21 protein-coding genes are annotated in these 25839 nt (G+C 63.6%); 12 read left to right on the top strand and 9 right to left on the bottom strand.

The features are described 5' to 3' along the window. The first annotated feature begins 129 nt into the window (after window positions 1-129). From AC1D05_RS17190 to AC1D05_RS17170, 5 genes are all read left to right on the top strand, one after another. Window positions 130-897, top strand: coding sequence for an SDR family NAD(P)-dependent oxidoreductase (locus tag AC1D05_RS17190; protein ID WP_477442319.1), 768 nt, complete (start codon window positions 130-132; stop codon window positions 895-897). Then, the gene (locus tag AC1D05_RS17185; RefSeq protein WP_477442317.1) at window positions 894-1838 is read left to right on the top strand and encodes a 2-dehydro-3-deoxygalactonokinase; all 945 of its coding nucleotides are present in this window, start codon (window positions 894-896) and stop codon (window positions 1836-1838) included. The genes AC1D05_RS17190 and AC1D05_RS17185 overlap by 4 nt, the downstream gene beginning before the upstream one ends. Then, window positions 1835-2473, top strand: a complete 639-nt coding sequence (locus AC1D05_RS17180) for a 2-dehydro-3-deoxy-6-phosphogalactonate aldolase (protein WP_477442315.1) — start codon at window positions 1835-1837, stop codon at window positions 2471-2473. Before AC1D05_RS17185 ends, AC1D05_RS17180 begins: the two co-directional genes overlap by 4 nt. Then, the gene (locus tag AC1D05_RS17175; RefSeq protein WP_477442313.1) at window positions 2473-3348 is read left to right on the top strand and encodes an SMP-30/gluconolactonase/LRE family protein; all 876 of its coding nucleotides are present in this window, start codon (window positions 2473-2475) and stop codon (window positions 3346-3348) included. The genes AC1D05_RS17180 and AC1D05_RS17175 overlap by 1 nt, the downstream gene beginning before the upstream one ends. 153 nt (window positions 3349-3501) lie before the next feature. Beyond that, on the top strand, window positions 3502-4560 hold the full coding sequence (locus tag AC1D05_RS17170; protein ID WP_477442311.1) for a D-alanine--D-alanine ligase family protein: 1059 nt from the start codon (window positions 3502-3504) through the stop codon (window positions 4558-4560). A 156-nt stretch (window positions 4561-4716) separates the two neighbouring features. Here AC1D05_RS17170 and AC1D05_RS17165 read toward each other — a convergent pair whose 3' ends face one another. Next, window positions 4717-5277 carry an autotransporter gene (locus AC1D05_RS17165; RefSeq protein WP_477442309.1) on the bottom strand — a complete coding sequence of 187 codons (561 nt, stop codon included), beginning with the start codon at window positions 5275-5277 and terminating at the stop codon, window positions 4717-4719. A gap of 78 nt (window positions 5278-5355) precedes the next feature. Here AC1D05_RS17165 and AC1D05_RS17160 point away from each other — a divergent pair, with 78 nt between their 5' ends. Then, the gene (locus tag AC1D05_RS17160; RefSeq protein ID WP_477442307.1) at window positions 5356-6102 is read left to right on the top strand and encodes a GntR family transcriptional regulator; all 747 of its coding nucleotides are present in this window, start codon (window positions 5356-5358) and stop codon (window positions 6100-6102) included. An 18-nt stretch (window positions 6103-6120) separates the two neighbouring features. Here the strand turns inward: AC1D05_RS17160 and AC1D05_RS17155 are convergent, their stop codons facing one another. The 6 genes from AC1D05_RS17155 to dnaK form a co-directional block, all read right to left on the bottom strand. Next, window positions 6121-6408 (bottom strand): DUF1330 domain-containing protein, encoded by a 288-nt coding sequence (locus AC1D05_RS17155; RefSeq protein ID WP_027040972.1) that lies wholly within the window; start codon window positions 6406-6408, stop codon window positions 6121-6123. A 21-nt stretch (window positions 6409-6429) separates the two neighbouring features. Continuing rightward, window positions 6430-7143 carry an orotidine-5'-phosphate decarboxylase gene (gene pyrF, locus AC1D05_RS17150; protein WP_477442916.1) on the bottom strand — a complete coding sequence of 238 codons (714 nt, stop codon included), beginning with the start codon at window positions 7141-7143 and terminating at the stop codon, window positions 6430-6432. An 11-nt stretch (window positions 7144-7154) separates the two neighbouring features. Further along, complete coding sequence (locus AC1D05_RS17145; RefSeq protein WP_477442305.1) at window positions 7155-7751, bottom strand: NADPH-dependent FMN reductase; 597 nt, start codon at window positions 7749-7751, stop codon at window positions 7155-7157. An 81-nt stretch (window positions 7752-7832) separates the two neighbouring features. Continuing rightward, window positions 7833-8435: a phospholipid N-methyltransferase PmtA gene (gene pmtA, locus AC1D05_RS17140; protein ID WP_477442303.1), complete on the bottom strand. Its 603-nt coding sequence runs from the start codon at window positions 8433-8435 to the stop codon at window positions 7833-7835. Between the two features lie 149 nt (window positions 8436-8584). After that, the gene (gene dnaJ / locus AC1D05_RS17135) at window positions 8585-9715 is read right to left on the bottom strand and encodes a molecular chaperone DnaJ (protein WP_477442301.1); all 1131 of its coding nucleotides are present in this window, start codon (window positions 9713-9715) and stop codon (window positions 8585-8587) included. A 222-nt stretch (window positions 9716-9937) separates the two neighbouring features. Next, a complete protein-coding gene (dnaK, locus tag AC1D05_RS17130) occupies window positions 9938-11854 on the bottom strand; it encodes a molecular chaperone DnaK (RefSeq protein WP_258588255.1) in 1917 nt (638 codons plus the stop codon). 211 nt (window positions 11855-12065) lie between these two features. On the opposite strand from dnaK, the gene AC1D05_RS17125 reads away from it, so the two are divergent. The 6 genes from AC1D05_RS17125 to AC1D05_RS17100 all read left to right on the top strand — a co-directional run bounded on the left by AC1D05_RS17125 (window position 12066) and on the right by AC1D05_RS17100 (window position 22490). Continuing rightward, entirely contained in the window at window positions 12066-14303 is a 2238-nt protein-coding gene (locus tag AC1D05_RS17125; RefSeq protein ID WP_477442299.1) for an NHL repeat-containing protein, read from the top strand. A 10-nt stretch (window positions 14304-14313) separates the two neighbouring features. Beyond that, on the top strand, window positions 14314-18177 hold the full coding sequence (locus AC1D05_RS17120) for a DUF7929 domain-containing protein (RefSeq protein WP_477442297.1): 3864 nt from the start codon (window positions 14314-14316) through the stop codon (window positions 18175-18177). Between the two features lie 213 nt (window positions 18178-18390). After that, window positions 18391-19068 carry a ribulose-phosphate 3-epimerase gene (gene rpe / locus AC1D05_RS17115; protein WP_027040962.1) on the top strand — a complete coding sequence of 226 codons (678 nt, stop codon included), beginning with the start codon at window positions 18391-18393 and terminating at the stop codon, window positions 19066-19068. Between the two features lie 398 nt (window positions 19069-19466). Continuing rightward, window positions 19467-20207 (top strand): GntR family transcriptional regulator, encoded by a 741-nt coding sequence (locus tag AC1D05_RS17110; RefSeq protein ID WP_477442914.1) that lies wholly within the window; start codon window positions 19467-19469, stop codon window positions 20205-20207. A gap of 180 nt (window positions 20208-20387) precedes the next feature. Then, a complete protein-coding gene (locus AC1D05_RS17105; RefSeq protein ID WP_477442295.1) occupies window positions 20388-21902 on the top strand; it encodes a malonate--CoA ligase in 1515 nt (504 codons plus the stop codon). Window positions 21903-21974: 72 nt separating this feature from the next. Then, window positions 21975-22490: a hypothetical protein gene (locus tag AC1D05_RS17100; RefSeq protein WP_477442293.1), complete on the top strand. Its 516-nt coding sequence runs from the start codon at window positions 21975-21977 to the stop codon at window positions 22488-22490. 111 nt (window positions 22491-22601) lie between these two features. On the opposite strand, the gene AC1D05_RS17095 is transcribed toward AC1D05_RS17100, so the two are convergent. Together AC1D05_RS17095 and AC1D05_RS17090 are read right to left on the bottom strand one after the other, a co-directional pair. Continuing rightward, window positions 22602-24650, bottom strand: coding sequence for an ABC transporter ATP-binding protein/permease (locus AC1D05_RS17095; protein ID WP_477442291.1), 2049 nt, complete (start codon window positions 24648-24650; stop codon window positions 22602-22604). A 72-nt stretch (window positions 24651-24722) separates the two neighbouring features. Then, on the bottom strand, window positions 24723-25838 hold the full coding sequence (locus tag AC1D05_RS17090; protein WP_477442289.1) for an NAD(P)/FAD-dependent oxidoreductase: 1116 nt from the start codon (window positions 25836-25838) through the stop codon (window positions 24723-24725). Between the last annotated feature and the right edge of the window lies 1 nt (window position 25839).

The raw sequence follows: 25839 nt of genomic DNA, 5'->3' as shown, positions 1-25839 counted from the left end.
TCGCGACTTTGCGCCGCGTGCGGCGCATTGTCGTTTTGTCCGACATAAGCCGCAAATCCATCTTTTCGCCCTTGCCCGCGCGACTTGCGTGGCTAGGATGCGCGCCGGTCACGCTGGGAGACAAGAAAGATGATGCCATCGGCGGATTTTGCCGACCTCAAGGGGGCCTCGGTGCTGATCACCGGCGGTGGCTCCGGGATCGGTGCGGCGCTGACCGAGGGTTTTGTCCGCCAGGGCGCCAATGTCGCCTTCATCGACATCGCCGATGGCCCGAGCACGCTACTTGCCGACCGCATCGAGAGAGACTTCAAGCGGCGGCCGCTCTACCTCAAGACCGACCTGCGCGACATCGAGGCTTTGCGCGCCTCGGCGGCGAAAGCGGCAGAAGTGCATGGCGATGTCACGGTGCTGATCAACAATGCCGCGTGGGACGAGCGTCACGCCGTCGAGGACGTGACGGTGGAATTTTGGGACAACAACCAGGCGATTAACCTGCGGCCACATTTCTTCACCGCGCAGGCGGTAGCGCCGGGAATGAAGCGGGCCGGCGGCGGCTCGATCATCAATTTCACCTCGACGTCCTACCTCATCAACCACCCCGACATGCCGGCCTATACCGCCGCCAAGGCAGGCATCCTCGGCCTGACCAAGGGGCTGGCCGGCAAGCTCGGTCCCGACCGCATCCGCGTCAACGCCGTCGCGCCCGGCTGGGTGATCACCGAACGGCAGCAGGAACGCTGGGTGACCGAAGGGGCGCTTGAAGCCCATGTCGCCAGGCAGTGCATCAAGGACGTCATGCGCCCGGACGACATGGTCGGCACGGTGCTGTTCCTGGCCTCGGATGCCTCGCGCATGCTGACGGCGCAGATGCTGATCGTCGACGGAGGCTTCCTGTGAGCGTGACCCCGGCGGTAGCGGCGCTCGATTGGGGCACGACCCGGCTCCGGGCATGGCTGATCGACGGCAGCGGCAAGGTGCTTGCCGAGCGCCGCGGCGATGACGGCCTGATCACCGCGCGCGAAAAAGGGTTTTCGAACGTGCTGGAAGGCCATCTGGCCGCCTTGGGCGCGCCGGAAACGCTACCCGTCATCATCTGCGGCATGGCTGGCTCCCGCCAGGGCTGGATCGAGGCGCCCTATGTGCCTGTGCCGGCGCCGCTCAGTGCCATCCTCGGCGGTGCCGCCCGGGTATCCGATCAGAAACGCGACATCCGCATCGTGCCGGGCCTCGCCCAGCGCCTGGCCGATGCGCCCGATGTCATGCGCGGTGAAGAAACACAGCTTGCCGGTGCCGGTTTGCCGGCAAAGGGGCGACATCTCGCCTGCATGCCCGGCACGCATTCGAAATGGGTCGTGGTCGAGGATGGCGCGGTTGCCGGCTTCGGCACATGGCCGACCGGCGAACTGTTTTCGGTGCTTTCAGCGCATTCGATCCTCAAGCATTCGCTGGGCGAGCATCCGGCTCCGGTTGCGGCGGAGAGCCCATTCTTCCGGCAGTGGTGCGAACGGGCGCTTGGCGAGAGCGGCGACGTCACGTCGAAGCTGTTTGCCATCCGCGCCGCCGGGCTCCTGCAAGACCTGAAATCGGAGGATGCGGCGGCCTGCCTGTCCGGGCTTTTGATTGGCGGCGAGATCGCCTCGGCGAAGCGCCGCTATGGGGCCGGCGACGCGCCGGTCGTCCTGATTGCCTCGGGTGCGCTCGCAGTGCTCTACCAAGCCGCACTCGACCTTGCGGGACTTGCCGTCCGCACCGTCGACGCGGATGAAGCGGTGCGCGCCGGCCTCATCGAAGCCGCGCGCGAAAACGGCATGATCCCCAGAACCGGAGCTTTGGCATGACCGAGACCGCAGCCTTTCCAAAACTCAAGCGCGGGCTGGTCGCCATCCTGCGCGGGCTGAAGCCCGCTGAAGCGATTGCCATGGGGCAGGCGCTGTTCGATGCCGGCATCGAGGCGATCGAAGTGCCGCTCAACTCGCCCCAGCCATTCTCGTCGATCGCCAGGATTGTCCAAGTGCTGCCGAAAACAGCCCTGATAGGCGCCGGCACGGTGCTGACGGCAGCCGATGTCGACGGTCTGCACCAGGCCGGCGGGCGGCTGCTGGTCAGCCCCAACATCGATGCCGAGGTGATGGCGCGTGCCATGCATTACGGCATGGTGACCATGCCCGGCGTATTCACCCCGACCGAAGCCTTTCAGGCGATCCGGCTCGGCGCTTCTGCCTTGAAATTTTTCCCGGCGAGCGCGCTGGGTGCGGCGGGCATTTCGGCGATCCGGGCGGTGCTGCCGGCGCAGACGCTGGTCGGCGCCGTCGGCGGCGTTTCGGAAAAGGACTTTGCCGGCTACAAGGCGGTCGGGGTGACGGTCTTCGGCCTTGGCTCCAGCCTGTTCAAGCCCGGCATGAGTGTCGATGAGGTCGCCGCGCGGGCGCACGCTGCCGTGGCAGCCTGGGACGCGGTGTTCGGAGACGCATGATGAGTGAGGTTTCGGTTTTTTCCGATCACATCTGTCAGCTCGGCGAAGGGCCGAGTTACGATCCTGCCACCGATGCGCTGTTCTGGTTCGACATTGTCACCGGCAAGCTCCTGGAAAAACCCGTGGCCGGCGGCGCGCTGAAGATCCATGAGCTTGGCCAGATGGCGAGCGCCATCGCCATCATCGACGAAAATCGCCAGCTGATCGCCACCGAGACCGGGCTTCATGTCCGCGACGTCGCGACCGGCAAGCTGACGCTGCATACGCCGATCGAGGCCGACAATCCGCTCACCCGCTCCAACGATTCGCGTGTCCATCCCTGCGGAGCCTTTTGGGTCGGCACCATGGCCAAGGACGAGGCCAAGGGCGCCGGCTCGATCTACTGGTTTTTCAAGGGCGAGCTGCGCACGCTCTACACCGGCATCACCGTGTCGAACTCGATCTGTTTTTCGCAGGACGGGACGATCGCCTATTACACCGACACCGCGACCGGCCTTTTGATGCGTACCGCCTGCGATCCGGCGACGGGCCTACCGGTTGGCCAGCCAAAGGTGTTCGTCGACCATCGCTCTTCGAAGGGTTACGTCGACGGCTCCGTCGTCGACCGCGATGGCGTGCTGTGGAATGCCGTCTGGGGCGGCAAGGCGGTGAAGGCCTATTCGCCCGATGGCACATTGCTGCGCGAAATTCCCATGCCGGTGACGCAGGCGTCCTGTCCGGCCTTTGTCGGTGCCAAGGCCGACCGGCTGGCGGTGACCTCGGCCTGGAAGGGCAAGGACGAAAAACAGCGCAAGCTCGATCCGCAGGCGGGCATGACCTTCCTCATCGACATTCCCGTCAACGGCCGGTTCGAACCGCGCGTGCTGATCGCCTGAACAGAGATCGCCTGAACAGACAGGGGCAATAGTCGCGGGCCATATGCAGAGCGCTGCTGTCGCCCAAGCGTCCGGCTCGGGTCGGTTTCGCGAAAGTCGTTTGCGTCGCCCGTGCGATGGTAGGCGATCGCACCGTCGGGGATTGTTCATCTGATGTCGAGCCACAAGCCAAAGCTGATCCTTGTCTATGAGCCGGAAAAGGCTTGCTTCGACCGTTTGATCGCCGAAGGCTACCCACCACAGCGCGCCACCGAAATCTCGTCCTATCTGGCGCAGTCGACCGATCTGGCTCTTGAGTTTGAGGCGCTTGCCGCCGCCTGCGAGGCGCGCGGTCTCGCCTTTGCGCCGGTGGCGCTCGACGATGCCGCCGAGACTCTCGAGGGTACGGATGCGCAGAACACGCTGGTCTGGACGCTGTCCGACGGCATCGCCTATTTCCGTGGCGGCGCCGCACCCGCGCTCGCCCGGCTCAAGGGGCTGAGGACGATCGGCGCCGATGATTCGCTGTTCGCGCTCTGCCAGGACAAGTTCCGCTCCGGCGCCGTGCTTGGCGCGCTCGGCCTACCGGTGCCGCAGGCCGGCCTTGCCCGCGACGGCAAATGGCTGGTCGAGCCGCCGGCTTCCGCCGCCGGCTGGTTCGTCAAGCCCAACCGGCTTGGCGCCAAGATCGGCATCTGGCCGGATTCGCGCAGCAGCGACCTTGGCCACGCACTGGAGCTTAGCCGGCGAGTGTTCGCCGCCTATCGCGACGATGTCGTCGTCCAGCCCTATGTCGCCGGCCGCAACGTGCGTGCCAGCTTCCTCGGGCTGACGCCGCAAGTGGGCGTCGAGGCGCTCGGCGTCGCCTTTGTCGATTCCGGCGCCGATTTCCAGACCATGGCCGACAGTATGGCGCTCTACGGCGAAACCGGCGAGGCGGCGAAGGCTGCAGGACAATATGTCGAACCGGAACTCGTCGCGGTTGCCGACGTTCAGCCGGCCGCGGACGCCAGGATCAGGGATATCGCCAGCCGGCTGATCAGCGGGCTCGGCCTGCGCGACGTGTTCTCCGTCGACCTGCGCGTCGAGGCCGACGACACGGTTCACCTGATCGAATTCGAGGTCTGCCCCGGCCTGCCTTGCTTCGATTTCCGCGCCTATTGCCGCTCGCAATGGGGCCTGGAGCTTGCGGACGCCATGGCTGAGACCGCCGCCAGCCGGCTTACTCGTTAGTATATCGGCGCAGGAGTTTGACGATCGCTTGGGTTGACGGACTCATGCCTTGGCGATTGGGGGAAACGCCCATTGCTTCGCCCAATATCGAATGTCAGTGATTGGTCCACCGAAAAGACCAATGAAGCTGACAGGCCTCCTTTGCGCGCTGGTAGTCTATTCGGTCTCGGATGTTGATTGCGGGATCGGCCGTGCGCCGGCCATGTACCTGATGTTGTCGAATGGCTCTGGCCGGTTGTCGGCCAGGCTCCACAGTTGGCGATCGGTGCCTGGCAGGTCCCCCAGATAGACATGCAGGGCGCCGGAGCGGGCGCTGCCCGTATTGGCGACCGAGTGAATGGTGTTGGAAGACATGTGCACCAGCGCCGGCGCCGCAAAATCCTGCCGCTCCGGCTCGTCGACCTGATCGTCGGCCAGCTTGTAGATGAAATTGGTCTCGCCGCCCCAATAGATGCCGATCAAGGCGTCCATCAGATGGTTGTGCGGCGGATACTGCACCCCGGGCGAAAGCGTGATGTGGTAGATCGTCAGCTCAGCGCTGGCATGCAGCAGCAGCTCGTCCTCATCCTCCTCGTGAACCAGCCCGCCGAGCGCATGGAAGCGATTGGTATAGTCGTTCAAAACGGCCTTGACCTCATCGAAGGGGTGGGGGCCTGCCGCCGCGTTGACGATATCCTTGATCGCGGGGTAGAGAGGGGAGTCGGCGGATAGAGGCATGCCACAGCTCCTGTCTGAGATGCTCAGTTAGAGTAGCTAAGATGGCCAATGTCAAGGCCGATACAAAGCGAGAGAAGCATGAAGCCGACAAAAGCCGCGCCATCGAAATCGGCCGCGTCCCCCGGCGGGACAACGGCGCTGTCGACGGCGGACGTGCTGCGCAGCGAACAGGCCTATGAGCAGTTGAAAAGCGATATTGTCGCGTGCGTCCTGTCGCCCGGTGAAGCGTTGACGGAAAAGCAGATCGAGGCGCGCTACGGCATCAAGAAGGCGACGATCCGCTCCGCACTTGCCCGTCTGATGCAAGAGGGACTGGTCAGGAGCGAGCCGCGCCGCGGCTATGTCATCACCACACTGACCCTACGCGACGTCAACGAGATTTTCGATGTGCGGAGCCTGATCGAGCCGGAAGTGTTCCGGGTTGCCATCACGGATATCACCGAGCGCGGACTGGACGAGATCAGGCTGGCGGCCAGGAAGGTGCTGAAGCCCGAGACGCTGCGCAGTCCGGTCGCGTTCCTGGCCGCCGATCGTGCCTTTCGCCTAGCGATTGCCGAGCTTTCCGGCAATTTGCGGCTGGCACAGCTGCTCAGCCAGATCCTCGATCAGTCGGAACGAACGCTCCATCTCGGCTTCAAGTCGCGCGACTTCATGCCGCTGATCATCGAACAGCAGAAGCAGTTGCTGCAGGCCTGCGAAAAGAGCGACGTCCCGGCAATCGTCAAACTTGCCCGCTCGCAGTGCCTTGCCCTCAAGCACCAGCTGGTCGGCGCCCTGCTTGGCGGGGCCAAGCTGCGCGACGTGAACCTTCAGGACTTCGTCTGAGAAACCTTGGGACCGACGTCAGGCGCCTTCGACCAGCACGATCTCACCGTCGGCGACCTTCTGACGGATAGCGACCGCGCGCTGATACTCCGGCGAGTGGTAGCAGTCATGCGCAGCAGTGAGCGACTCGAATTCGATGATGACGTTGCGCGCGCGCCCTGGCCCTTCCGCCTTTTCATGCTCGCCGCCGCGCGCCAGGAATTTCGCGCCGAACCGCTCGAAGGCAGGTTTGGCGGCGGCGACATAGTCCTTGTAGCCTTCGGCATCGCGCACATCGACACGAGCGACCCAGTATCCCTTTGGCATGTTCTTCTCCGAACTTGGAAATTATGCAGAGCGCATTTCGTCGAGGATCGCTTGCGCCGCCGCGCGGCGGTCGCTTTCCGCGACGATCGGCCGGCCAACGACGAGATGGCTGGCGCCGTTGCGGATCGCTTGCGCCGGCGTCACCACACGCTTCTGGTCGCCATGGTCGCTGCCCGCCGGCCGGATGCCGGGTGTCACCACCGCCATGTCGGGGCCGACGATGCGGCGCACCGCTTCGGCCTCCGCCGCCGAGCAGACAATGCCGCCCATGCCGGCATGCAGTGCCTGTTCCGAGCGCCTGAGCACCAGCGTATGCGGGTCGTATTCATAGCCGACATCGATCATGTCCTGCTCGTCCATCGAGGTCAGCACGCTGACGGCAAGCAGGCAAAGCTCGCTACCCCTGGCGGCTTCCACCGCCGCCTTCATCGCCTTCGGATAGGCGTGGATGGTCAGCATGGTCATGCCCATCTTGACGATGTTCTCGACGCCCTTGGCAACCGTGTGGTCGATGTCGAGCAGTTTCATGTCGAGGAAGATCTTTGTTCCGCCGCTGGCCAGTTCCCTGGCGAAATCGAGGCCGCCGGCAAAGGCCAGCTGATAGCCGATCTTGTAGAACGAGACGACGCCATCGAGTTCGCGCACCGCCTGCTCGGCTTCCCGTACTGTCGGCACGTCGAGGCCGACGATCAACCTTTCCTGCATGGATTTGGCCTGCATGGATTGGGGCTGCATGGTTGCGGCGATCACGTCTCGATCCGCGTCGACAGCATGCGCGAGGTTTCGATCAGCGTGCGGCATAGGTGCTCCATCGATTTGTACAGTCTTTCGTCTCGGAAATTGCCGCCTTCGTCAAAGGCGTCGCCGCCGTCCGGCACCGAGCATTCCGGCGTCACCACCTCCATCTGACAACGCACCAGCACGGCGCGCAGATGGTTGATGCAGCGTATGCCGGCAAAGTGGCCGTTGGAGGATGAGCACAGGCCAACGACCTTGCCGGCAAGCGGCCTGACCGTCCGGCCGCCATCCCGGCGCACCCGGCTCACCCAGTCGATCGTGTTCTTGAGCAGCGGCGGGATGGAGCCGTTATATTCCGGCGTGGCGATCAGTAGCCCGTCATGGACGATGATCAGCCGCGCAAGCTTCTGGGCGTTTTCGGGGACACCCTTCTCCTTCTCCAGATCCTCGTCGAGGATCGGCAGGGGATAGTCGGCGAGCGAAATGCGGGTCACCTCGGCGCCCTGCACCGCAAGTTCCTTCTGCGCCACGTCAGCCGTCCTGCCGCTGTAAGCGCCGCTGCGCACCGAGCCGGCGAAGACGAGGATTTTCGGGATCACTGCCATTGCTTCGAAAAGGGAGTAGGCAGTAGGGCTTAGGCAGTAGGAGATTGAGCGGTTCCTGACTATTCCCTACTGCCTACTCCCTTATCCCTCCCTTCGATAGATCCACAGCTGCGTCGGCGGGATGTTGCGGAAGATGAAATCGAAATGCTTGACCGTGTAGTCGCCGCGGCCGGCCGGGATCGGCGACATCGGACCATAGGTCAGCTGCACGATCGGACGGCCCGCCGGGATGCGGTCGAGCAGGCTTTCGATGTAGGCAATGCGCTGGGCAACGGGAAAATTGAGCAGCGGCACGCCGGAGACGACGGAATCGAAGATCATCCCGCTCCTCTCGCCAAGCGTGGCGTTGAGGTTGAAGGCGTCACCCTCGATGACGTTGACGCCGGGATAGAGCCCGCGCAAATGGCGCACGAAATCCGTGTTGTATTCGACGGCGTAGAGGTTTTCGGGCCGCACACCCTGAGCCAGGATGGCCCGCGTGATGATGCCTGTGCCGGGACCGACCTCCAGCACCGGCAGGCCGGACCTGGGATTGACGATCGAGGCCATCTTGCGCGCGGTGATCGAACTGGTCGGAACGATCGAGCCGACCGTCTTCGGCTTGTCGATCCAGCCCTTGAAGAATTTGAGTTCGTCGTCGAATTTCTCGGCAAGCGCCTTCCGCAGTCCGGGACCACGTGTCATGCAAGCTCTCCTCAGCACTCCCCTCAGGTTACTTAACACCTGGGCAGCGCAAGGCAAGGCACGACCCTGCCGATGTCGTGGATAAGATAGATTTCGTCGCGTCCCGGGATGCGGCGCGTTTCATCGGATCACGCGCCATTCCTGGTCCGTCAGCGTTCGCCGAAGGATTCGAAGAAATCCTTCATGCGGGCGAAAAAGCCGCTCGATTGCGGCGAATTCTCTTGCGAGGAGAGCTGTTCGAACTCCTCCAGCAACTCGCGCTGGCGCCGGGTAAGGTTCTGTGGTGTCTCGACGGCGGTCTGGATATAGAGGTCGCCGACATTGGGCTGGCGCAGCACCGGCATGCCCTTGCCTTTGAGGCGGAACTGGCGACCGTTCTGCGTGCCTTCGGTCACCTTCACCTTGGTCTGGGTGCCGTCCAGCGTCGTCACCTCGAAGGAGCCGCCAAGCGCTGCCGTCGTCATCGAGATCGGCACTTTGCAGTAGAGATCGGCGCCATCGCGCTGGAAGAATTCATGCGGCTTCACCGCCAGGAAAATATAGAGGTCGCCCGAAGGCCCGCCGCGCAGGCCGGCCTCGCCCTCATTGGCCAGCCGGATGCGGGTGCCGTCCTCGATGCCGGCCGGAATGTTGACCGATAGCGAGCGTTCCTCGGTGACGCGGCCCTGGCCGGCGCATTTCGGGCACGGATCCTTGATCGTCTGACCGCGGCCCTGGCATTGCGGGCAGGTCCGCTCGATCGAGAAGAAGCCTTGCGTGGCGCGCACCTTGCCATGGCCGTTGCACATCGAGCAGGTCACCGGCTGGGTGCCCGGCTTGGCGCCGCTGCCCGAACATTCCGAGCACGAGATCGAAGCCGGCACGCGGATCTGCGCGGTTTTGCCGGCAAAAGCCTCTTCCAGCGAGATTTCCATATTGTAGCGCAGATCGGCGCCGCGCTCGCGGCCTCCGGAAGAGCGGCGCTGGCGCCCGCCCATCATGTCGCCGAAAATATCCTCGAAGATGTCGGCGAAGCCGCCTGCGCCGAAGCCTTGCGCACTGCCATTCATGCCGCCCTGCTCGAAGGCGGCGTGGCCGAAACGGTCATAGGCCGCGCGCTTCTGCGGGTCCTTCAGCGTTTCGTAGGCTTCGTTGATTTCCTTGAACTTGTGCTCGCAGGAATGATCGCCGGGATTGCGGTCGGGATGGAACTGCATGGCGAGCTTGCGGAAAGCGCTCTTGAGCTCCTTCTCGTCGGCGCCCTTTTGCACGCCCAGCGTTTCGTAGAAATCAGCTTTCATTTTTTCCCGCTGTCCGGATGCTCAACGTCTTGATGCATTGTTGCGTCGTTTGCCGGCACGTTGTCTCGATTTAGGATCGGTGCCGCCCGGATGCCAGTGCTGGCGTGCGTCTGTCCGGGTTTTTCTGTCGTTTTTTCAGGGAGGGTCCGCATTTTTTCAGCAAGGGTTGCAAAAAAGCCCGGCTCTACGCCGGGCTTTCCGCTTTATCTTGCCGTCAGGTGCTCAGGCCGACTTCTTCTTGTCGTCGTCCTCGTCGATTTCCTCGAAATCGGCATCGACCACGTCAGAGTCCTTGGCGGCGTCCGCCTTGGCGTCGGCTTCCGCCGCTTCCTTCTGCGAGGCCTCGTACATGGCCTGGCCAAGCTTCATCGAAGCTTCGGCAAGCACCTGGCTCTTGGCCTCGATGTCGGCCGCGTCGTCGCCCTCGGCCGCCGTCTTCAGCGCCGCGATCGCATCGGAAATCGCCGTGCGCTCGGCTTCCGAGACCTTGTCGCCATATTCCTTCAGCGACTTTTCGGAAGAATGCACCAGCGCCTCGGCCTGGTTGCGAGCCTCGACCACCGCACGCCGCTTCTTGTCGCTCTCGGCATTGGCTTCGGCGTCCTTGACCATCTTCTCGATGTCGGCGTCCGAAAGACCACCCGAGGCCTGGATGCGGATCTGGTGCTCCTTGCCGGTGCCCTTGTCCTTGGCCGAAACGTTGACGATGCCGTTGGCGTCGATGTCGAACGTGACCTCGATCTGCGGCACGCCACGCGGAGCCGGCGGGATGCCGACCAGGTCGAACTGGCCGAGCGCCTTGTTGTCGGCGGCCATTTCACGCTCGCCCTGGAAGACGCGGATGGTCACGGCCGACTGCGAATCCTCAGCGGTCGAGAACACCTGGCTCTTCTTGGTCGGGATCGTCGTGTTGCGCTCGATCAGCCGGGTGAACACGCCACCCAGCGTCTCGATGCCGAGCGACAGCGGCGTCACGTCGAGCAGCAGCACGTCCTTGACGTCGCCCTGCAGCACGCCGGCCTGGATGGCGGCACCGAGAGCAACGACCTCATCCGGGTTGACGCCCTTGTGCGGCTCCTTGCCGAAGAACTGCTTCACGATCTCCTGGATCTTGGGCATGCGGGTCATGCCGCCGACCAGGACCACTTCGTCGATCTCACCAGCCTTCAGGCCGGCATCCTTGAGCGCCGCCTTGCAGGGCTCGATGGTGCGCTGGACGAGATCCTCGACCAGGCTTTCGAACTTGGCACGGGTCAGCTTCAGCGTCAGGTGCTTCGGGCCGGTCGCGTCGGCGGTGATGAAGGGCAGGTTGATTTCGGTCTGCGTCGTCGACGACAGCTCGATCTTGGCCTTTTCAGCCGCCTCCTTGAGGCGCTGCAAGGCAAGCTTGTCGTTCTTCAGGTCGATGCCCTGTTCCTTCTTGAACTCGGCCGCCAGATACTCGACCAGGCGCATGTCGAAATCCTCGCCGCCGAGGAAGGTGTCGCCGTTGGTCGACTTCACCTCGAACACGCCGTCGCCGATCTCGAGCACCGAAATGTCGAACGTGCCGCCGCCAAGATCATAGACGGCAATGGTCTTGCCTTCCTTCTTGTCGAGGCCGTAGGCAAGGGCTGCCGCGGTCGGCTCGTTGATGATGCGCAGCACTTCCAGGCCGGCGATCTTGCCGGCGTCCTTGGTCGCCTGGCGCTGCGCGTCGTTGAAATAGGCCGGAACGGTGATGACGGCCTTCTCGACCTTCTCGCCGAGATAGGCTTCCGCCGTTTCCTTCATCTTCTGCAGGATCATGGCCGAGATCTGCGAGGGCGACTGCTTCTTGCCGCCGGCTTCGACCCAGGCATCGCCATTGTCGCCCTTGACGATCTTGTAGGGGACAAGCTTCTTGTCCTTCTCCGTCACCGGATCGTCATAGCGGCGGCCGATCAGGCGCTTGACCGCGAAGATGGTGTTTTCAGGATTGGTGACTGCCTGGCGCTTGGCCGGCTGGCCGACCAGACGTTCGCCGTCGCCCGAGATGGCGACGATGGAAGGCGTCGTGCGCGCGCCTTCCGCATTCTCGATCACCTTCGGTTCCTTGCCATCCATGATGGCGATGCAGGAGTTGGTGGTGCCGAGATCGATACCGATTACTTTTGCCATTTTTCTAGTCTCTCCTCTAAGCAGGCTTTCAGGACCCATGAAGGCGTTCCGACGAAAGCCCCTGTTCATAAGAAATTCCGTTCGGCACCGGTGTTCCGCCGCCGCACGGCTTGGCGCGTATATAAGAACAGGCAGCATCGGGCGCAAGCATTCTGCGCAAGGCTTCCATGAACCTTTCCACCTCCGTGCGCGACTGACGTCCAGGCGCCGCATGGTGCGGCCCGGAAAGGAAGCCCCCATGACCAGCAACCCAGAGACTCCCAGGTCTCCGGGAACAACAGGAGCTCGGCGCGACCACCGCCTTCGGGACGGGGTCGATGCGCTGGGCTTTCTCTTGATTCCGTTGACCCTGCGGAAGACCAAGCGTATCGTGACTGTGAGGAAAGCAGACAATTCGATCAGGGAAGAACGAGCCGGACCGCCGCGCCCTGCCCTGATTTGCGCGGCGGCCCCGGACGTTTCTCCCCTGGACTACGGGGGTAGTGTCATGTCTCGCATCCGCGGCTCGTTCGCATCGTCTCGCCATGGCCATTTGCGCCGCACCGCTTATGCCGGTGGCGGATTGCTTGCCCTGGCACTTGCCGCCGGCTTTTGGCTCGGCGGCCCCGCCCAGGCGCAGGAAACCCAGATCATCTATCCCGGCTCGATGGCGGTCACCGGCTTTCCCGGGACCGTCATTCCCAATTTGGATGAGGGCCTGCCGCCCGGCGTCGATCCGGTCGACGAAACCTTCATCGACACCACACGCGCCACCTTGCGCGTGTTCGACGTTTCGCACCTGGGTGGGCCGGCCTCGGGCCAGCTCGTCTTCACGCCGCCGCCTTTCGAGGTGACATCAGGCCAGATCGGCGAAGTGTTCGGCCTTACCTATGATGACGGCGTGCGCGACGGCGTTCCATCAGGCATTCCCAACCTTTACGCCGCAGCCACCTCGCTGCACGGCATAGAAATCGTCACGCCGGACGCCGACAGTGACGGCAGGCCGGAGCGGCAGCGCCGCGGCACATCAGGCGCCACCTTCATGGAAGGCCAGTTCGGCACCGAAAACGGTGGCGGGCCGGGCACCATCTGGAAGATCGACGGCATCACTGGACAGGTCGCCAAATTCGCCGACATCGACACCAACAGCGGTCCCGGCATCGGCAATATCACTTTCGATCCCAACCACCGCCAGTTCTTCGCCTCCGACCTCGACACCGGCCTGATCCATCGCATCGACGCCAACGGCGGACTGATCGACACCTTCGATCATGGTGTCGCCGGGCGCCCGGCGCATGGCCTGGCTCCCGTTGCCGACGACGGCGCGGTGATGGACATACAAGGTGCCGCTTTCGACACGGAAGACCCTGAGACCTGGGGCTATACCCAGGACGACCGCCGCGTCTGGGCTGTCTCCTACCATGGCGGCCGGCTCTATTACTCGGTCGGCGAAAAGTCTGAGATCTGGTCGGTGGGCATTGCCCGCGACGGCACCTTTGCCGGCGACCCGCGCTGGGAACTGACGGTCAAGGCCGACAAGGACTACGCCGTCACCGACATCGCCTTCGACAACAGCGGCTTCATGTACCTCGCCCAGCGCGGCCCGGTCGAAAACCGCTATGATTACAGCCGCTTCGCCGATTCCGGCAAGGGCGAGGTCATCCGCTACTTCAGAGAAAACCCGGATGATCCGGCAACGGAATCGGTCTGGGTGGAGGTGCCGCAGGAATATGCGGTCGGCTTCCCGCAAGGCAACCGGCAGTCGGCCGGCGGTCTCGACCTGCAATATGGCTATGACGCCGACGGCAATCTCGACACGTCGGTCTGTACCCAGACGCTGGTCAACACCGGTGACAAATTGCGTGACAATCCAACGCTTGCCGAGCAACTCGCCGCCGGCGGGCCGCTTGCCGTGCATGGCGTGCAGATCACGCCGAAGGACCTAGTCAAGCCAGCCAACGTGCCGCCTTTTGGCTCGTGGTTCGTCGATTTCGACGGCTATTTCGAGGACCCCGAGGTGGAAGGTCATGTCGGCGATGTCGCCGTCTGGCATCCCTGCGAGGGCCGTGCCGGCTATTATGAAGAAATCCCGGGCGGCTATCTGCCACCCTTCTATCCGCCGGACTTCCCACCGCCCGGCAATCTGCCTCCCTGTCTCGATGTCGACGACGTCCAGTATTACTGCACGCCTTCGGGCCTCGAGGCCGATCTCTATCTCCATGACCATGCCGGCTTCGGCGGCGATTCGATCAAGGCCCAGTCCAGGACGCCAGGCGTCGGGGTGACCTCACCCATGTCGCATGCGCCGGGCAAGCCGTACACGATCAACATCACCGGCCACGATCCGGGCGACAGAGTGGATGTTGGACTTTGCTTCTACAGGAAGTCCGACAAGGACAAGGGTGGCTACTACCCTTGCTGCAAGATGACCTTGCCGCTCCGCACCCCAGCCGTCAGCTGCGAACGTTGAGGAGGGGAAGATGAAAAATCTCGCACTCTCCCCACTCGCGGAAAACAACTCAACCGACAAGCAGTCAACCGTCATGGAGACGATCATGAAACCCCTGTCATATGCCAGGCGCGGCGCGCGCTGGCTGATGGCGGCCGGTATCGCGGTCGCCACCCTAACCCCGGTGCAAAGCTTCGCCTTTGATGTCTACACCGCTGTTACCCAGCCCAAGCTCGATTTCGACAACCCACGCGTCGTCAATCCGGAGCCGGGCCGGCTCGTGCCCTTCTTCACCAAGAAAGGCGGACAACGAAGCTGTGACTATGTCGAATATTTCCTGAGCTTCGGCGTGCGCGGTGATCCGCAGAACTTTGCCAACCCGAGCCTGGCGGCCTTGCTGAAGAAAGCCCAGCTCGACTTCAAGGACGTGCTTCCTCACGGCCTGCAGATCGTCAGCGTGCATGTGGCCGGCGACGGCACGGATTCGTCCGGCGGGTCTTTGCCCGGCGCTTCGATCAGCACGTCGACAAATCCGAGCGATACGGCTGTCGTTTCCGATTTCCGGCTTTCCGCCGACGATCTCGACGGCGTCGGCGCTCCCAACGAGCGCGTCATCACCTTCCAGATCACGGCCAAGATCGACCAGGCGGCGTTTCCCGCGCCGACGATGGTCGACAACCAGGGCCTGATCAAGGTGACGAACGGGACCGGCACGGGCGCCATCATCCCGTCGCAGGATCCGGGCAAGCCCGACGACGGCAACATCGCGACCGGCGAAAAAACGTCGATCAAGATCGACATCACCAAATGCGACAAGCAGCCACCGCCACCTCCCGGCAAGGAATGCTTCAAGGTGGAACGCGGCACGGTTGATTGCGTGCCCGGCGGCGGCGCCTTCATCTACCACATGCCGGTCGGCCCGGAGATGGGTGGCAAATGGGTGCAGGTGTCGACGACGACACCCGGCATCACCATCATCCCCGATACCCAGCTGGTGCCTCCGGGTGGCGGCGTGCTCAACTGGAAGATCGTCGGCGCATCGCCTGGCGACGTCATCCACCTCATCGTCACCGGCATCGAGACCTATGCCGGCCCGAAGGAGGGTTGGAGCCTGTGCTGCACGCAGACCATCGACATCGTCATCCCGCGTGACCAGCGCTGCCCGCCCAAGGACAAGGAGCCCGACCTCAAGGTCGAGAAACGCGCCGATGTCCCGCGCTGCAGCATGGCCGGCGGCTGCGACTTCACCATCAGGGTCACCAATGTCGGCACCACGCCCTACAACGGCAAGATCGTGCTCGACGAGGTGACGCTGCCGGCCGGCTCGACGCTGAGTTCAGGGCCCAATCCGCCCTGGGTCTGCGTAGCCGGCACCACCCCGATGACGTGCACCTATCCGGTGACCACGCTCAATCCGGGCGCCTTTGTCGACCTCAAGCTCGGCTTCAAGCCGGCCGGGGGCTGGCAAGGCAAGGTGCTGCGCAACTGCGCTACCTACAATTATCCGGCCAGCGGCAAGCCGCTGTTCGGCAGCCAGCAAAACGACAGGGGCTGCGCCTCGATCCCGATCTGCCGCCGTGGCGATCGTGACCGCGACTGCCAGCCGCCAGTCGAGAAGAAGGTCGACCTGATCCTGAAGAAGCGCGCCCGCATTCCGGTTTGCACGCCGGACGGCGTCTGCTACTTCGTGATCGACATCATCAACAACGGTACATCGACCTATATCGGGCCGCTGACGGTGGTCGACAACTACCCCGGCGGCGCCCCGGCCTCCTCGACCTTCGGCCCAAGCCCGCCCTGGACGTGCGGTCCGAACGGCCCCGGCCAGTTCCGCTGCGACAATGCCGGTATCTCGCTGCCTGCGGGCGCCTCGACGCCGATCTTCGTCAAGGCGGTCATGCCGGCCGGCTATCAGTCGGATACGGTCGAGAACTGCGCCGCGGTGAAGGCCATTCCCGGTGAGGTCGACCTCACCAACAACAAGGCCTGCGCCAAGGAACGCATCCGTCATCCCAATGGCGGCAAGCCGACCTTGCGCATCACCAAGGTGTGCAACGGTTCGCTGGCCGGTGCCGCGGTCATCTCTTGCCGTATCACCGTCATCAGCCTTGGCACCGCTGCCCCCACCGGTCCGGTGCGGGTCAACGATGCCGCCACGCTGGTATCGGGCGGCGCGCCCGTCCAGATCCAGACCGTCACCCCTGACGGCGCGGAATGGGTGTGCGGACCGGTCCCGGCCAATGCGCTGTCGTGCCAGATTCCCGGCGCCGTCATGACGCCCGGAACCAGCCGCCACTTCGACGTGACGGTCTCGGCCAATGGCGAGTTCGAGAACTGTGCGCGCGGCTCTTATGGGCCGGCGCCCGGCGACGACGTCGTCTATCCGATCGGCCAGGCCTGCGCCAAGGGCGGCGGCTCTTCGACCATCCGTGTCGAAAAGACCGGCGACCGCGAATGCCGGCTCGGCCAGCCCTGCTCGTTCGACATCACCATCACAAATGATGGGACGGGCCCCTTCTCCGGCCCGGTCCGCATCGGTGATGCGATCGGCGTGGAAGGTCTCGGCCGGCTGGACGGCGTTGCGATCACCTCGATCGACCCGCCCTTCGGCTGCTCGCCGGAGCCGACGACACTGCCGGCCTCCTGCATTGCCAACCTGACGCTCGGCGCCGGCGAAAGCCAGTCGCATCACGTTACCGTGGTCATCCCCGACGACGGCCGCCTGGCCAATCTGCAGGGCAACGTCAATGGCCAGAACTGCGTCGGCGTCCTGTCTCCCGACACAAGGGTGCAGGGCGGCGGCGACGTGCTGGGCGGTGACCAGACCAATGTGCAGGGCGATCGCGGCAAGGCCTATGCGTGCCACCCCTTCATCATCACCCACGAGGTGAAGAAGGAGTGCTCGCCAGGCTTCGTCATGAACGATGCCGGCCGCTGCGTCTGCCCGGAAGGCACCACCTTCCGCAACGGCCAGTGCACCGGCGGCGGCACCAACATCCTGCCGACACCTCCGCCGCCGAAGCGCTGCGTGCTGCTCGAAGGCCAGATCCGCACCGAGGACGGGCGCTGCATCTGCCCGCGCGGCACGGCGCTGGAGAACGGGAAGTGCGTCAGGACCGACAGGCCCGAGCAGTGCACCATCCGTGGCCAGATCCACAATGGCGATGGCGACTGCGTCTGCCCGCAAGGGACCGAGGTGCGCAACGGCGCCTGCCGTCCGATCCGGCCGAAGCCTGAGCAGTGCACCATCCGTGGTCAGATCCACAATGCCGATGGCGACTGCGTCTGCCCGCAAGGGACAGAGGTGCGCAACGGCGCCTGCCGTCCGGTCCGGCCGAAGCCTGAGCAGTGCCGCATCCCCGGCCAGATCCGCAATGGCGATGGCGATTGCGTCTGCCCGCAAGGAACCGAGGTGCGCAACGGGGCCTGCCGTCCGGTTAGGCCGAAGCCCGACCAGTGCACCATCCGTGGCCAGGTCCACGACGCCGATGGCAATTGCGTCTGCCCGCGGGGTACCGAGGTGCAAGGCAATGCCTGCCGGCGCAAGCAGCCGCAACAGGAGCAGTGCGACATACGCGGCCAGGTCCACAACCAAAGCGGCGACTGTGTCTGTCCGCGTGGGACCGAGGTGATCAACGGCGCATGCCGCAAACCCAGGCAACAGACGGAATGCGCACCGGGCTCGCAGATGGTCAATGGCCAGTGTCAGCCGATCTTCAGGCGGCGCTGCCCGGAAGGCACGGTTGGGCGCTATCCCAACTGCCGGCCGATGCGTGGGCAGCCGTCCCTGGAGCTCAATCCGGGCCTGCTGCTGCAACAGGTCCTGCCACGGCGTCAGCCACAGGTCGAACAGCAGCAGGATCCGGCTAGGATCCTGAAGCTCCAGCAGCAATAACGATCTGCTCGACGCCAGACCAGAAACCCGCCGGAGCAATTTCGGCGGGTTTTTCTTTCATGCCCCGGAGCAAGTGGGAATTGGCGGTAACGCAGCAACGCCACCCAAGCCTGTGGAGCCGCCATGCCTGCGCCCTCGACAAGTCACCCGCCGCGCATTAGGCAGTCGGTCCAGGGTGAGCGGTATGAAAAGCGCGCCCGGAAAGGCCGCGAGATGAGCAAAAAGACCTTGATCGCACCTTCGGTGCTGGCTTCGGACTTTTCGAAGCTCGGCGACGAGGTCGAAGCCGTCGCGGCCGCTGGCGCCGACTGGATCCATCTCGATGTCATGGATGGCCATTTCGTCCCCAACATCACCTTCGGTCCGCCCGTCATCAAGGCGATCCGCAACCGCACCAAGGCTTTCTTCGACTGCCATCTGATGATTGCGCCGGCCGATCCCTATCTCGCCGCCTTCGCCGAGGCAGGCTGTGACGGCATGACGGTGCATGCGGAGGCCGGGCCGCATCTCGACCGCTCGCTGCAGACCATCAGGAATCTCGGCAAGAAGGCCGGTGTGTCGCTCAATCCGGCGACGCCGGAAACGATGATCGAATATGTGCTCGACCGACTCGACCTGATCCTGATCATGACCGTCAATCCAGGTTTCGGCGGCCAGGCCTTCATCCCGGGGATCGTCGACAAGGTGAGAAGGGTCAAGGCGCTGATCGGCGACCGGCCGATCCGCATCGAGATTGACGGCGGCGTTTCACCCGAAACAGCCCCCTTGGTCACATCGGCCGGCGCCGATGTGCTGGTGGCAGGTGCCGCCATCTTCAAGGGCGGCAGCGTCGAAGCTTACCGCGCCAACATTGAAGCGATCAGGACAGCGGCCGACAAGGCCGCCGGCTAAACTCACCGCGATCATCCCGTTTCAATCCAACAGGTCGGCCAGGAGCCGTTGTGCGGACGCGGCTCTTTCAAGGGTGCGCCCTGCCCGAATCAGATTCGCTGAGAAGCCTGATTCGGGCGACCATCCGCTGTCTTTGCGCGCGACAGAAAAGATGCACGCACGGGCACACAAGAAACAGATGATCCTGCGTGCATACCAAACACGTTAAGTTTCTACTGGTTGTAGAGACGCCCAAATTTCCACGTCAGATGCAGATCGGGGTATATTCCTTTGTCCTTAAGTACAATAGAGCCATCTTCTGCTTGAGTCCGTCGATGCAAACACTGTATGGTACATGTACGAAAGGATTCTTTTCGGACTCGAATTGCCCGGAGAAAAATGGGGACAAGGAGTCAACTTTGACATATGGAGCTGCCAACCTGAACGACGACGGCACAGGATCCAAGAGCACACTTGCCAGCACGGTCTATCACCAATTGCGGGATGATCTTCTCGGCGGCGCTCTTGAAACCGAAAGCAAGCTGCGGGTCGAGTGGGTTGTTTCCAAGTATGGCGCCGGTGCTTCCCCGGTTCGTGAAGCCCTTAATCGCCTTGCCTCCGAAGGACTTCTTGGTCGTCACGACCAGCGTGGCTTTTTCATCATGCCGGTTAGTGCGGCGGAGCTTGAGGAGCTGACGCGCACCCGCTGCTGGCTCGAGGAGCGGGCGCTTCGCGAATCCATTGCCCACCGCACCGCCGAATGGGAAGAACAGCTGGTGCTGGCGCTGCATCGCCTGGGCCGCGCCTCACGTCTTTCGCAAAATGCCACCTCGCTCGATCCGGATTGGGAAAAATTGCACCGCACCTTCCATCGGGTGCTGATCTCGGCCTGCCGGTCGCACTGGCTGGTGGGTTTCTGCGACCAGCTTTCCGATCACGCCTATCGCTACCGGCAAATGGCCAATGACGGCGAAAGCATTCAGCGCGACGTTTTCGGTGAACACCGGCTGATCGCCGAATGCGCGCTGGACGGCAATGCCGACGGCGCCGTCCAGGCCTTGATCGATCACTACCAGCTGACCGCTGCCATGTGCATGGAACGCTTCAAGCAAGGCGAAATCGCAAAAGCCGCCGTCGCGGCCGAACGCGCCCGGCGGTAACGATTATTTCCTTTGGCGAGCCTTGCCGTCGTTGTTCGCGACCCTTTCGGCCGACGTGACGCGTTGGACCGCCATCTCCAGTCTTGACGGCACGGCTGGGAAACGCGAACTCTTCGCCGCCGATCCATGCCACCTGGAGCATTGCCGGCATCGCCTTTGCCGTCACTGCGGGAAAATTTCATGAGCAATCATCTGTTCGATGCGTTCCGGTCCCGGATGCCGGCGCCCGGGCGTCTGTTGATGGAAACCGATGATGGGCGCTCGCTCAGCTATGGCGACATGCTGGCGCGGTCGGCACAGCTCGCGCATGCGCTGCTGCAACTGGACGTCGAGCCCGGTGACCGGGTCGCCGTGCAGGTCGAGAAGAGCCCGGAGGCGCTGCTGCTCTATCTCGCCTGCGTCCGCGCCGGTGCCGTCTTCCTGCCGCTCAACACCGCCTACACGCTGACCGAACTCGGCTATTTCTTCGAGGATGCCGCACCGCGCGTCATCGTCTGCGATCCGGCAAAGTCGGCCGATATCGGCCGCATGGTCGAACCGTCAGGTGCCGTCGTGGTCACACTCGATCGCCATGGCCGGGGATCGCTGGCGGACCAGGCATCGCGACAGGCGTCCGATTTTCACGATGTCGAGCGGGGGGCGGATGATCTCGCCGCAATCCTCTACACGTCGGGAACCACCGGCCGTTCGAAAGGCGCCATGCTCAGCCACGAGAACCTCGCCTCGAACGCGCGGGTGCTGGTCGAGCAATGGCGCTTCACATCGGGCGACGTGCTGATCCACGCGCTGCCGATCTTCCATACGCACGGCCTGTTCGTCGCCACCAATGTCATCCTGATGGCCGGCGCCTCGATGCTGTTCGAACAGAAATTCGATCCGGCCCGCATCATCGCGCTGCTGCCGCGTGCCACGGCGCTGATGGGCGTGCCGACCTTTTATACTAGGCTTTTGCAGCAGGACGGTCTGGACCGTGAGACGGCTAAGAATATCCGCCTGTTCGTGTCCGGCTCGGCGCCGCTGCTGGCCGAAACGCACAAGGCCTGGCGCGAGCGCACCGGCCACGCCATTCTCGAACGTTACGGCATGACCGAGACCAACATGAACACGTCGAACCCCTATGAAGGCGAACGGCGCGCCGGCACGGTCGGCTTCCCCTTGCCTGGCGTGTCGCTGCGCATCGCCGATCCTGACAGCGGCAAACCGCTTGCCCAGGGTGAGGTCGGCATGATCGAGGTCAAGGGTCCGAACGTGTTTGGCGGCTACTGGCGCATGCCGGAAAAGACCAAGGCGGAATTCCGCGCCGACGGTTTCTTCATCACAGGCGATCTCGGCATGGTCGACACCGAAGGCTATGTCCACATCGTCGGCCGCGGCAAGGACCTGATCATTTCGGGCGGCTACAACATCTATCCGAAGGAGCTCGAAAGCGAGATCGACGCGCTTGACGGGGTGAGCGAGAGCGCCGTCATCGGCGTCGCCCATCCGGATTTCGGCGAAGGCGTCACTGCCGTCGTCGTGCGGACACCGGCATCGCGGATCACCGGCGCCGAAATCCTCGGCGCCATCGCCGGGCGCGTGGCCAAATACAAGCACCCGAAGCAGGTGATCTTCGTCGACGAATTGCCGCGCAACACGATGGGCAAGGTCCAGAAGAATCTTCTCCGCGATATCTATAAGGATCTCTACGCGTCCTAGGTTGTAAACTCTGCAAACCCGGCCGTGGCTGGTAGTGTTGGATCATGAGGCTCTGTCGGTAGGATAGTTCCGATGCTCGCATTTGAAGACCACCGATGGGGCGAACTGCAGCATGCGTATGGCCGCGCGGCAAACGTTCCGGGGTTACTCCGGGAACTCCGCTTAGCCACAAGTCCTAAGAACGGCTATCAGGAGGAGCCGTGGTACAGCCTCTGGTCGAGCCTTTGCCACCAAGGTGACGTTTATACCGCCTCATACGCGGCTGTTCCGCACATTGTGAAAATCGCGACTGAGACGCGAACGCCTATCGACTCTTCATTCTTCCAGCTACCCGCAGCTATTGAAGTTGCCAGGAGAACGGGCCACGGACCTGAGATCCCGACCGAGTGCGCCGAGGACTATCACCGTGCTGTGGCGAGTCTTGGCGAGATCGTCAGTCTCCATCGAAACGAGGCTTGGGATCAATCGATGCTCTTGTCGGCAATGGCTGCTCAGGCCATTGCCAAAGGTCATGTCGCTGTCGCTGAGGCCATGCTGAATTTAGACAGCGATTTGATCGCCAAGATCAACAGGCTCGAGTTCAATTAGCGGTTCGACCGCCCAAGCTGATTCACTGTTGGAACGAGCCGATAAGATCTATCAGCCGCACGTCCGTCAGGCATCGCGTCCAGACAAAGAGATAGACCCCCTTACTCCAGCTTACTTGGCCTTCCCATTGCCGGAGCCCCACAGGGCGCGCTGGATCAGGCCGCGTTTGCGCTTGCGCGGCACGAGGTCGATATCCCTGACCAGTCTTGCGCCACCCTTGTGCCGTTCGAGCGTGATCTTGCGGGTGTGGAAGGCTTCCAGTTCGGCGCGGTGCGCCACGCTGACGATGGTGACCTCGGGCAGTTCGCGGATCACCGTTTCCATCATCTGGTCCTGGCTCTTCTCGTCCAGCGCCGAGGTCGCCTCGTCCAGCACGACGATGTCTGGGCGATGCAGCAAAAGGCGCGCGAAGGCGACCCGCTGCTTTTCGCCGCCCGACAGGGTCTGGTCCCAGGGCGCTTCCTCCTTGATCCGGCCGGCGAGGTGGCCGAGGCCGACCTTACCGAGGGCCGCCTTGATCTGCTCGAGCTTCCAGTGGCCGGCGGCCGCGGGGTAGGCGACCACCCGGCGCAGCGTGCCGGACGGGATATAGGGCCGCTGCGGCAGCATGAACAATCGTTTGTCGGGATGGAAATTGACACTGCCGCTTCCCCATGGCCAAAGGCCTGCGATCGCCCGCACCAGTGTCGACTTGCCCGAGCCGGATTCGCCTGACACCAGCACCCGCTCGCCCGCTTCAACCCCGACTTCCGTTTCCTTGACCACGGACGTGCCGTCGTCGAGTGTCACCGAGAGATTGTCGAGGGAGAGCATCGTATCGCCCTTGGTCTCGCCGTGAAGGATGCGTCCCAGCTCGTTGCTCTGCTCGGCGCGCTCCAGCCCGTCGAGCGACATCATCAGCGAGGCGATGCGGCGTGCCGAGGCGTTCCAGTCGGCAAGGCGCGGATAATTGTCGACCAGCCAGCCGAACGCGCCCTGCACGATGGCGAAGGCGGAAGCAGCCTGCATGACCTGGCCGAGCGACATCGAGCCTTCGAGAAACTTTGGCGCACACAGCAGCACCGGCACGACCGGCGCGAACAGGCTCGAGCCCTGCGACACCACCGCCGTGCGCATGTGCTGGCCGGTCAGTTGCGCCCATCGCTTCAGCACGCCGGCAAAGGTCCTGTCGATGCCGCTGCGTTCCTCCTCTTCGCCGCCGAGCAAGGCGATGCTCTCGCCGTTTTCGCGCACGCGCGTCAGCACGTAGCGGAATTCTGCTTCCGTCTGGTTCTTCTCTTCGGACAGCCGCACGAAATCGCGGCCGATAAAGAACATCGAGGTGGAGGTGATCGCGGCATAAATCACCGCTGTGATGACGAGGAAGCCGGGCACGGTGAAGGTCGACCCGCCCAATGTGAAGCTCAAGGCTCCACCGATCGTCCACAACACCACGATAAAGGTCGAGGCCGAAAGGGTGGCGACAATCACGCCGGCGACGAAATCGACAGGCGCCTCGGTGGCGACCCGCAGATCTTCCGAGAGGCGGGCCTCGGGGTTCTGGTGGTCGCCCTGCACCAGGTTCAGCTGGTAGTAGCGGCCGTTGGTAAGCCAGCGCGCTATCACCGAGGTGGTCAGCCAGGAGCGCCAGCGGCGCTGCATGGTCATGCGCAGATAGACCTGAGCGACGACAAGGCTGATGCTGCCAAGCACGAGCGGCACGAACACCGCGCTCAGGAAATAGACGCTATGGGCGTCGCGCTTCTCGATGGCGTCGAAGATCGAGCGGTTCCAGACATTGATCCCGTACTGGAAGCCGACATTGACGACGATCAGGATCAGCAGCCCGATCGTCAAGGGCCAGCCGAGCTTGTCGCCGTGCCGTCCCCAGTAGCCGCGTCCGCTGATCCAGAACCGCTTCAGCAGGTATTTCTTGCGCGCCTGTTCGGCTTGCTCTGGCGTCAGCTGTGGACCGGGTTCGACGGCCTCCGGCGGCGGTGTCTCGTCGACGATCCCGGGAGCCGCCGCTTCGACGGTCGAAGCCTTGTTCTTTCGTGGCTTCTTTTCGCGCGGAACTTGGCCGCGCGGCCTCTCGTCACGCGGCTTTTGCCGTCGCGGCTTGGGGGCGCTGCGCGGCTTGATTCCATCGGCCGGTGTCGATCTGGTTTTCGCGTCGGACATGCGCTCCGACAACGACCTCGAAATCAAAAGGTTTCATGACGTTCGCCTGAGAGGAGAAATTCCCAGCGGCGCTTATAATTGCGTATATAGCAGGTCGACGACATGGTCGGCGATCGCCAGGCTTGCCGTCAGGCCGGGGCTCTCGATGCCGAACAGATTGACGATCCGCCCGACGCCATGATCGGCCGGACCCTGGATCATGAAATCGGCCGCAGGCTGGCCGGGACCGGACAGCTTCGGCCTGATGCCGGCATAGGCCGCCTGCAGGACGCCGTCGGCAAGATCGGGCCAATAGCGCCGGATTGCGTCGTAGAAGACGGCACTTCGGCGGGGATCGACGGTGTAATCGACATGGTCGACCCATTCGACATCAGGTCCGAAGCGCGCATTGCCACCGAGGTCAAGCGTCAGATGGACGCCAAGGCCGCCTTCGACCGGGACCGGATAGATCAGCCGCGAAAAGGGCGACCGGCCCGGAAGCGCGAAATAGTTCCCGCGCGCCAGCCACTGCCGGGGGATGAGATCCCTTGGGAAACCGTCGATGCGGCCGGCTACCGCCTGCGCATCGAGGCCCGCGGCATTGATGAAAGCGCCGGCCTCCAGGGCGAAGGTCTCGCCATTGGCGTCGCGCGTGTCGATCCGGATCCCGTCGGCTTCGATCGTCGCCCCGGCGACCGAGGTGAGGAAAGCGAAAGATGCGCCGGCGGCTTCGGCGTCGCCGCGCAGCGACAGCATCAGTGCAGGGCTGTCGACAATCCCGGTCGATGGCGACAGGAGCGCGGCGGCACATGTCAGCGCTGGCTCCAGGCTTTCGGCCTCGCCGCGCGTCAAAAGCTGGAGATCGTCGACGCCACAGCGGCGCGCATTGGCCTCGATCGCCCGCAATCCGTCGATCTGGCCGGCCTCGCTGGCGACGATCAGCTTGCCGGCGCGCTTGTGGGCAACATTATGCTCGGCGCAATAGGCGTAGAGACGCTGGCGTCCCTCGACGCAGAGCCGGGCCTTCAGGCTTCCCGGTGCATAGTAGAGCCCGGCATGGATGACTTCGGAATTGCGTGAACTGGTGACCGTGCCGATCGCCTCAGCCTGCTCGACCACCACCACCTCGCGGCCCGACACGGCAAGCGCCCTGGCAATGGCAAGGCCGACGACGCCTGCTCCGGCGACGACACAATCGATAGTCTGCATG

This window comes from Mesorhizobium sp. P2_E9 (assembly GCF_056403815.1).
Note: the sequence above shows the minus strand (reverse complement) of the source record. Positions and strands in the feature narration are given on the sequence as shown.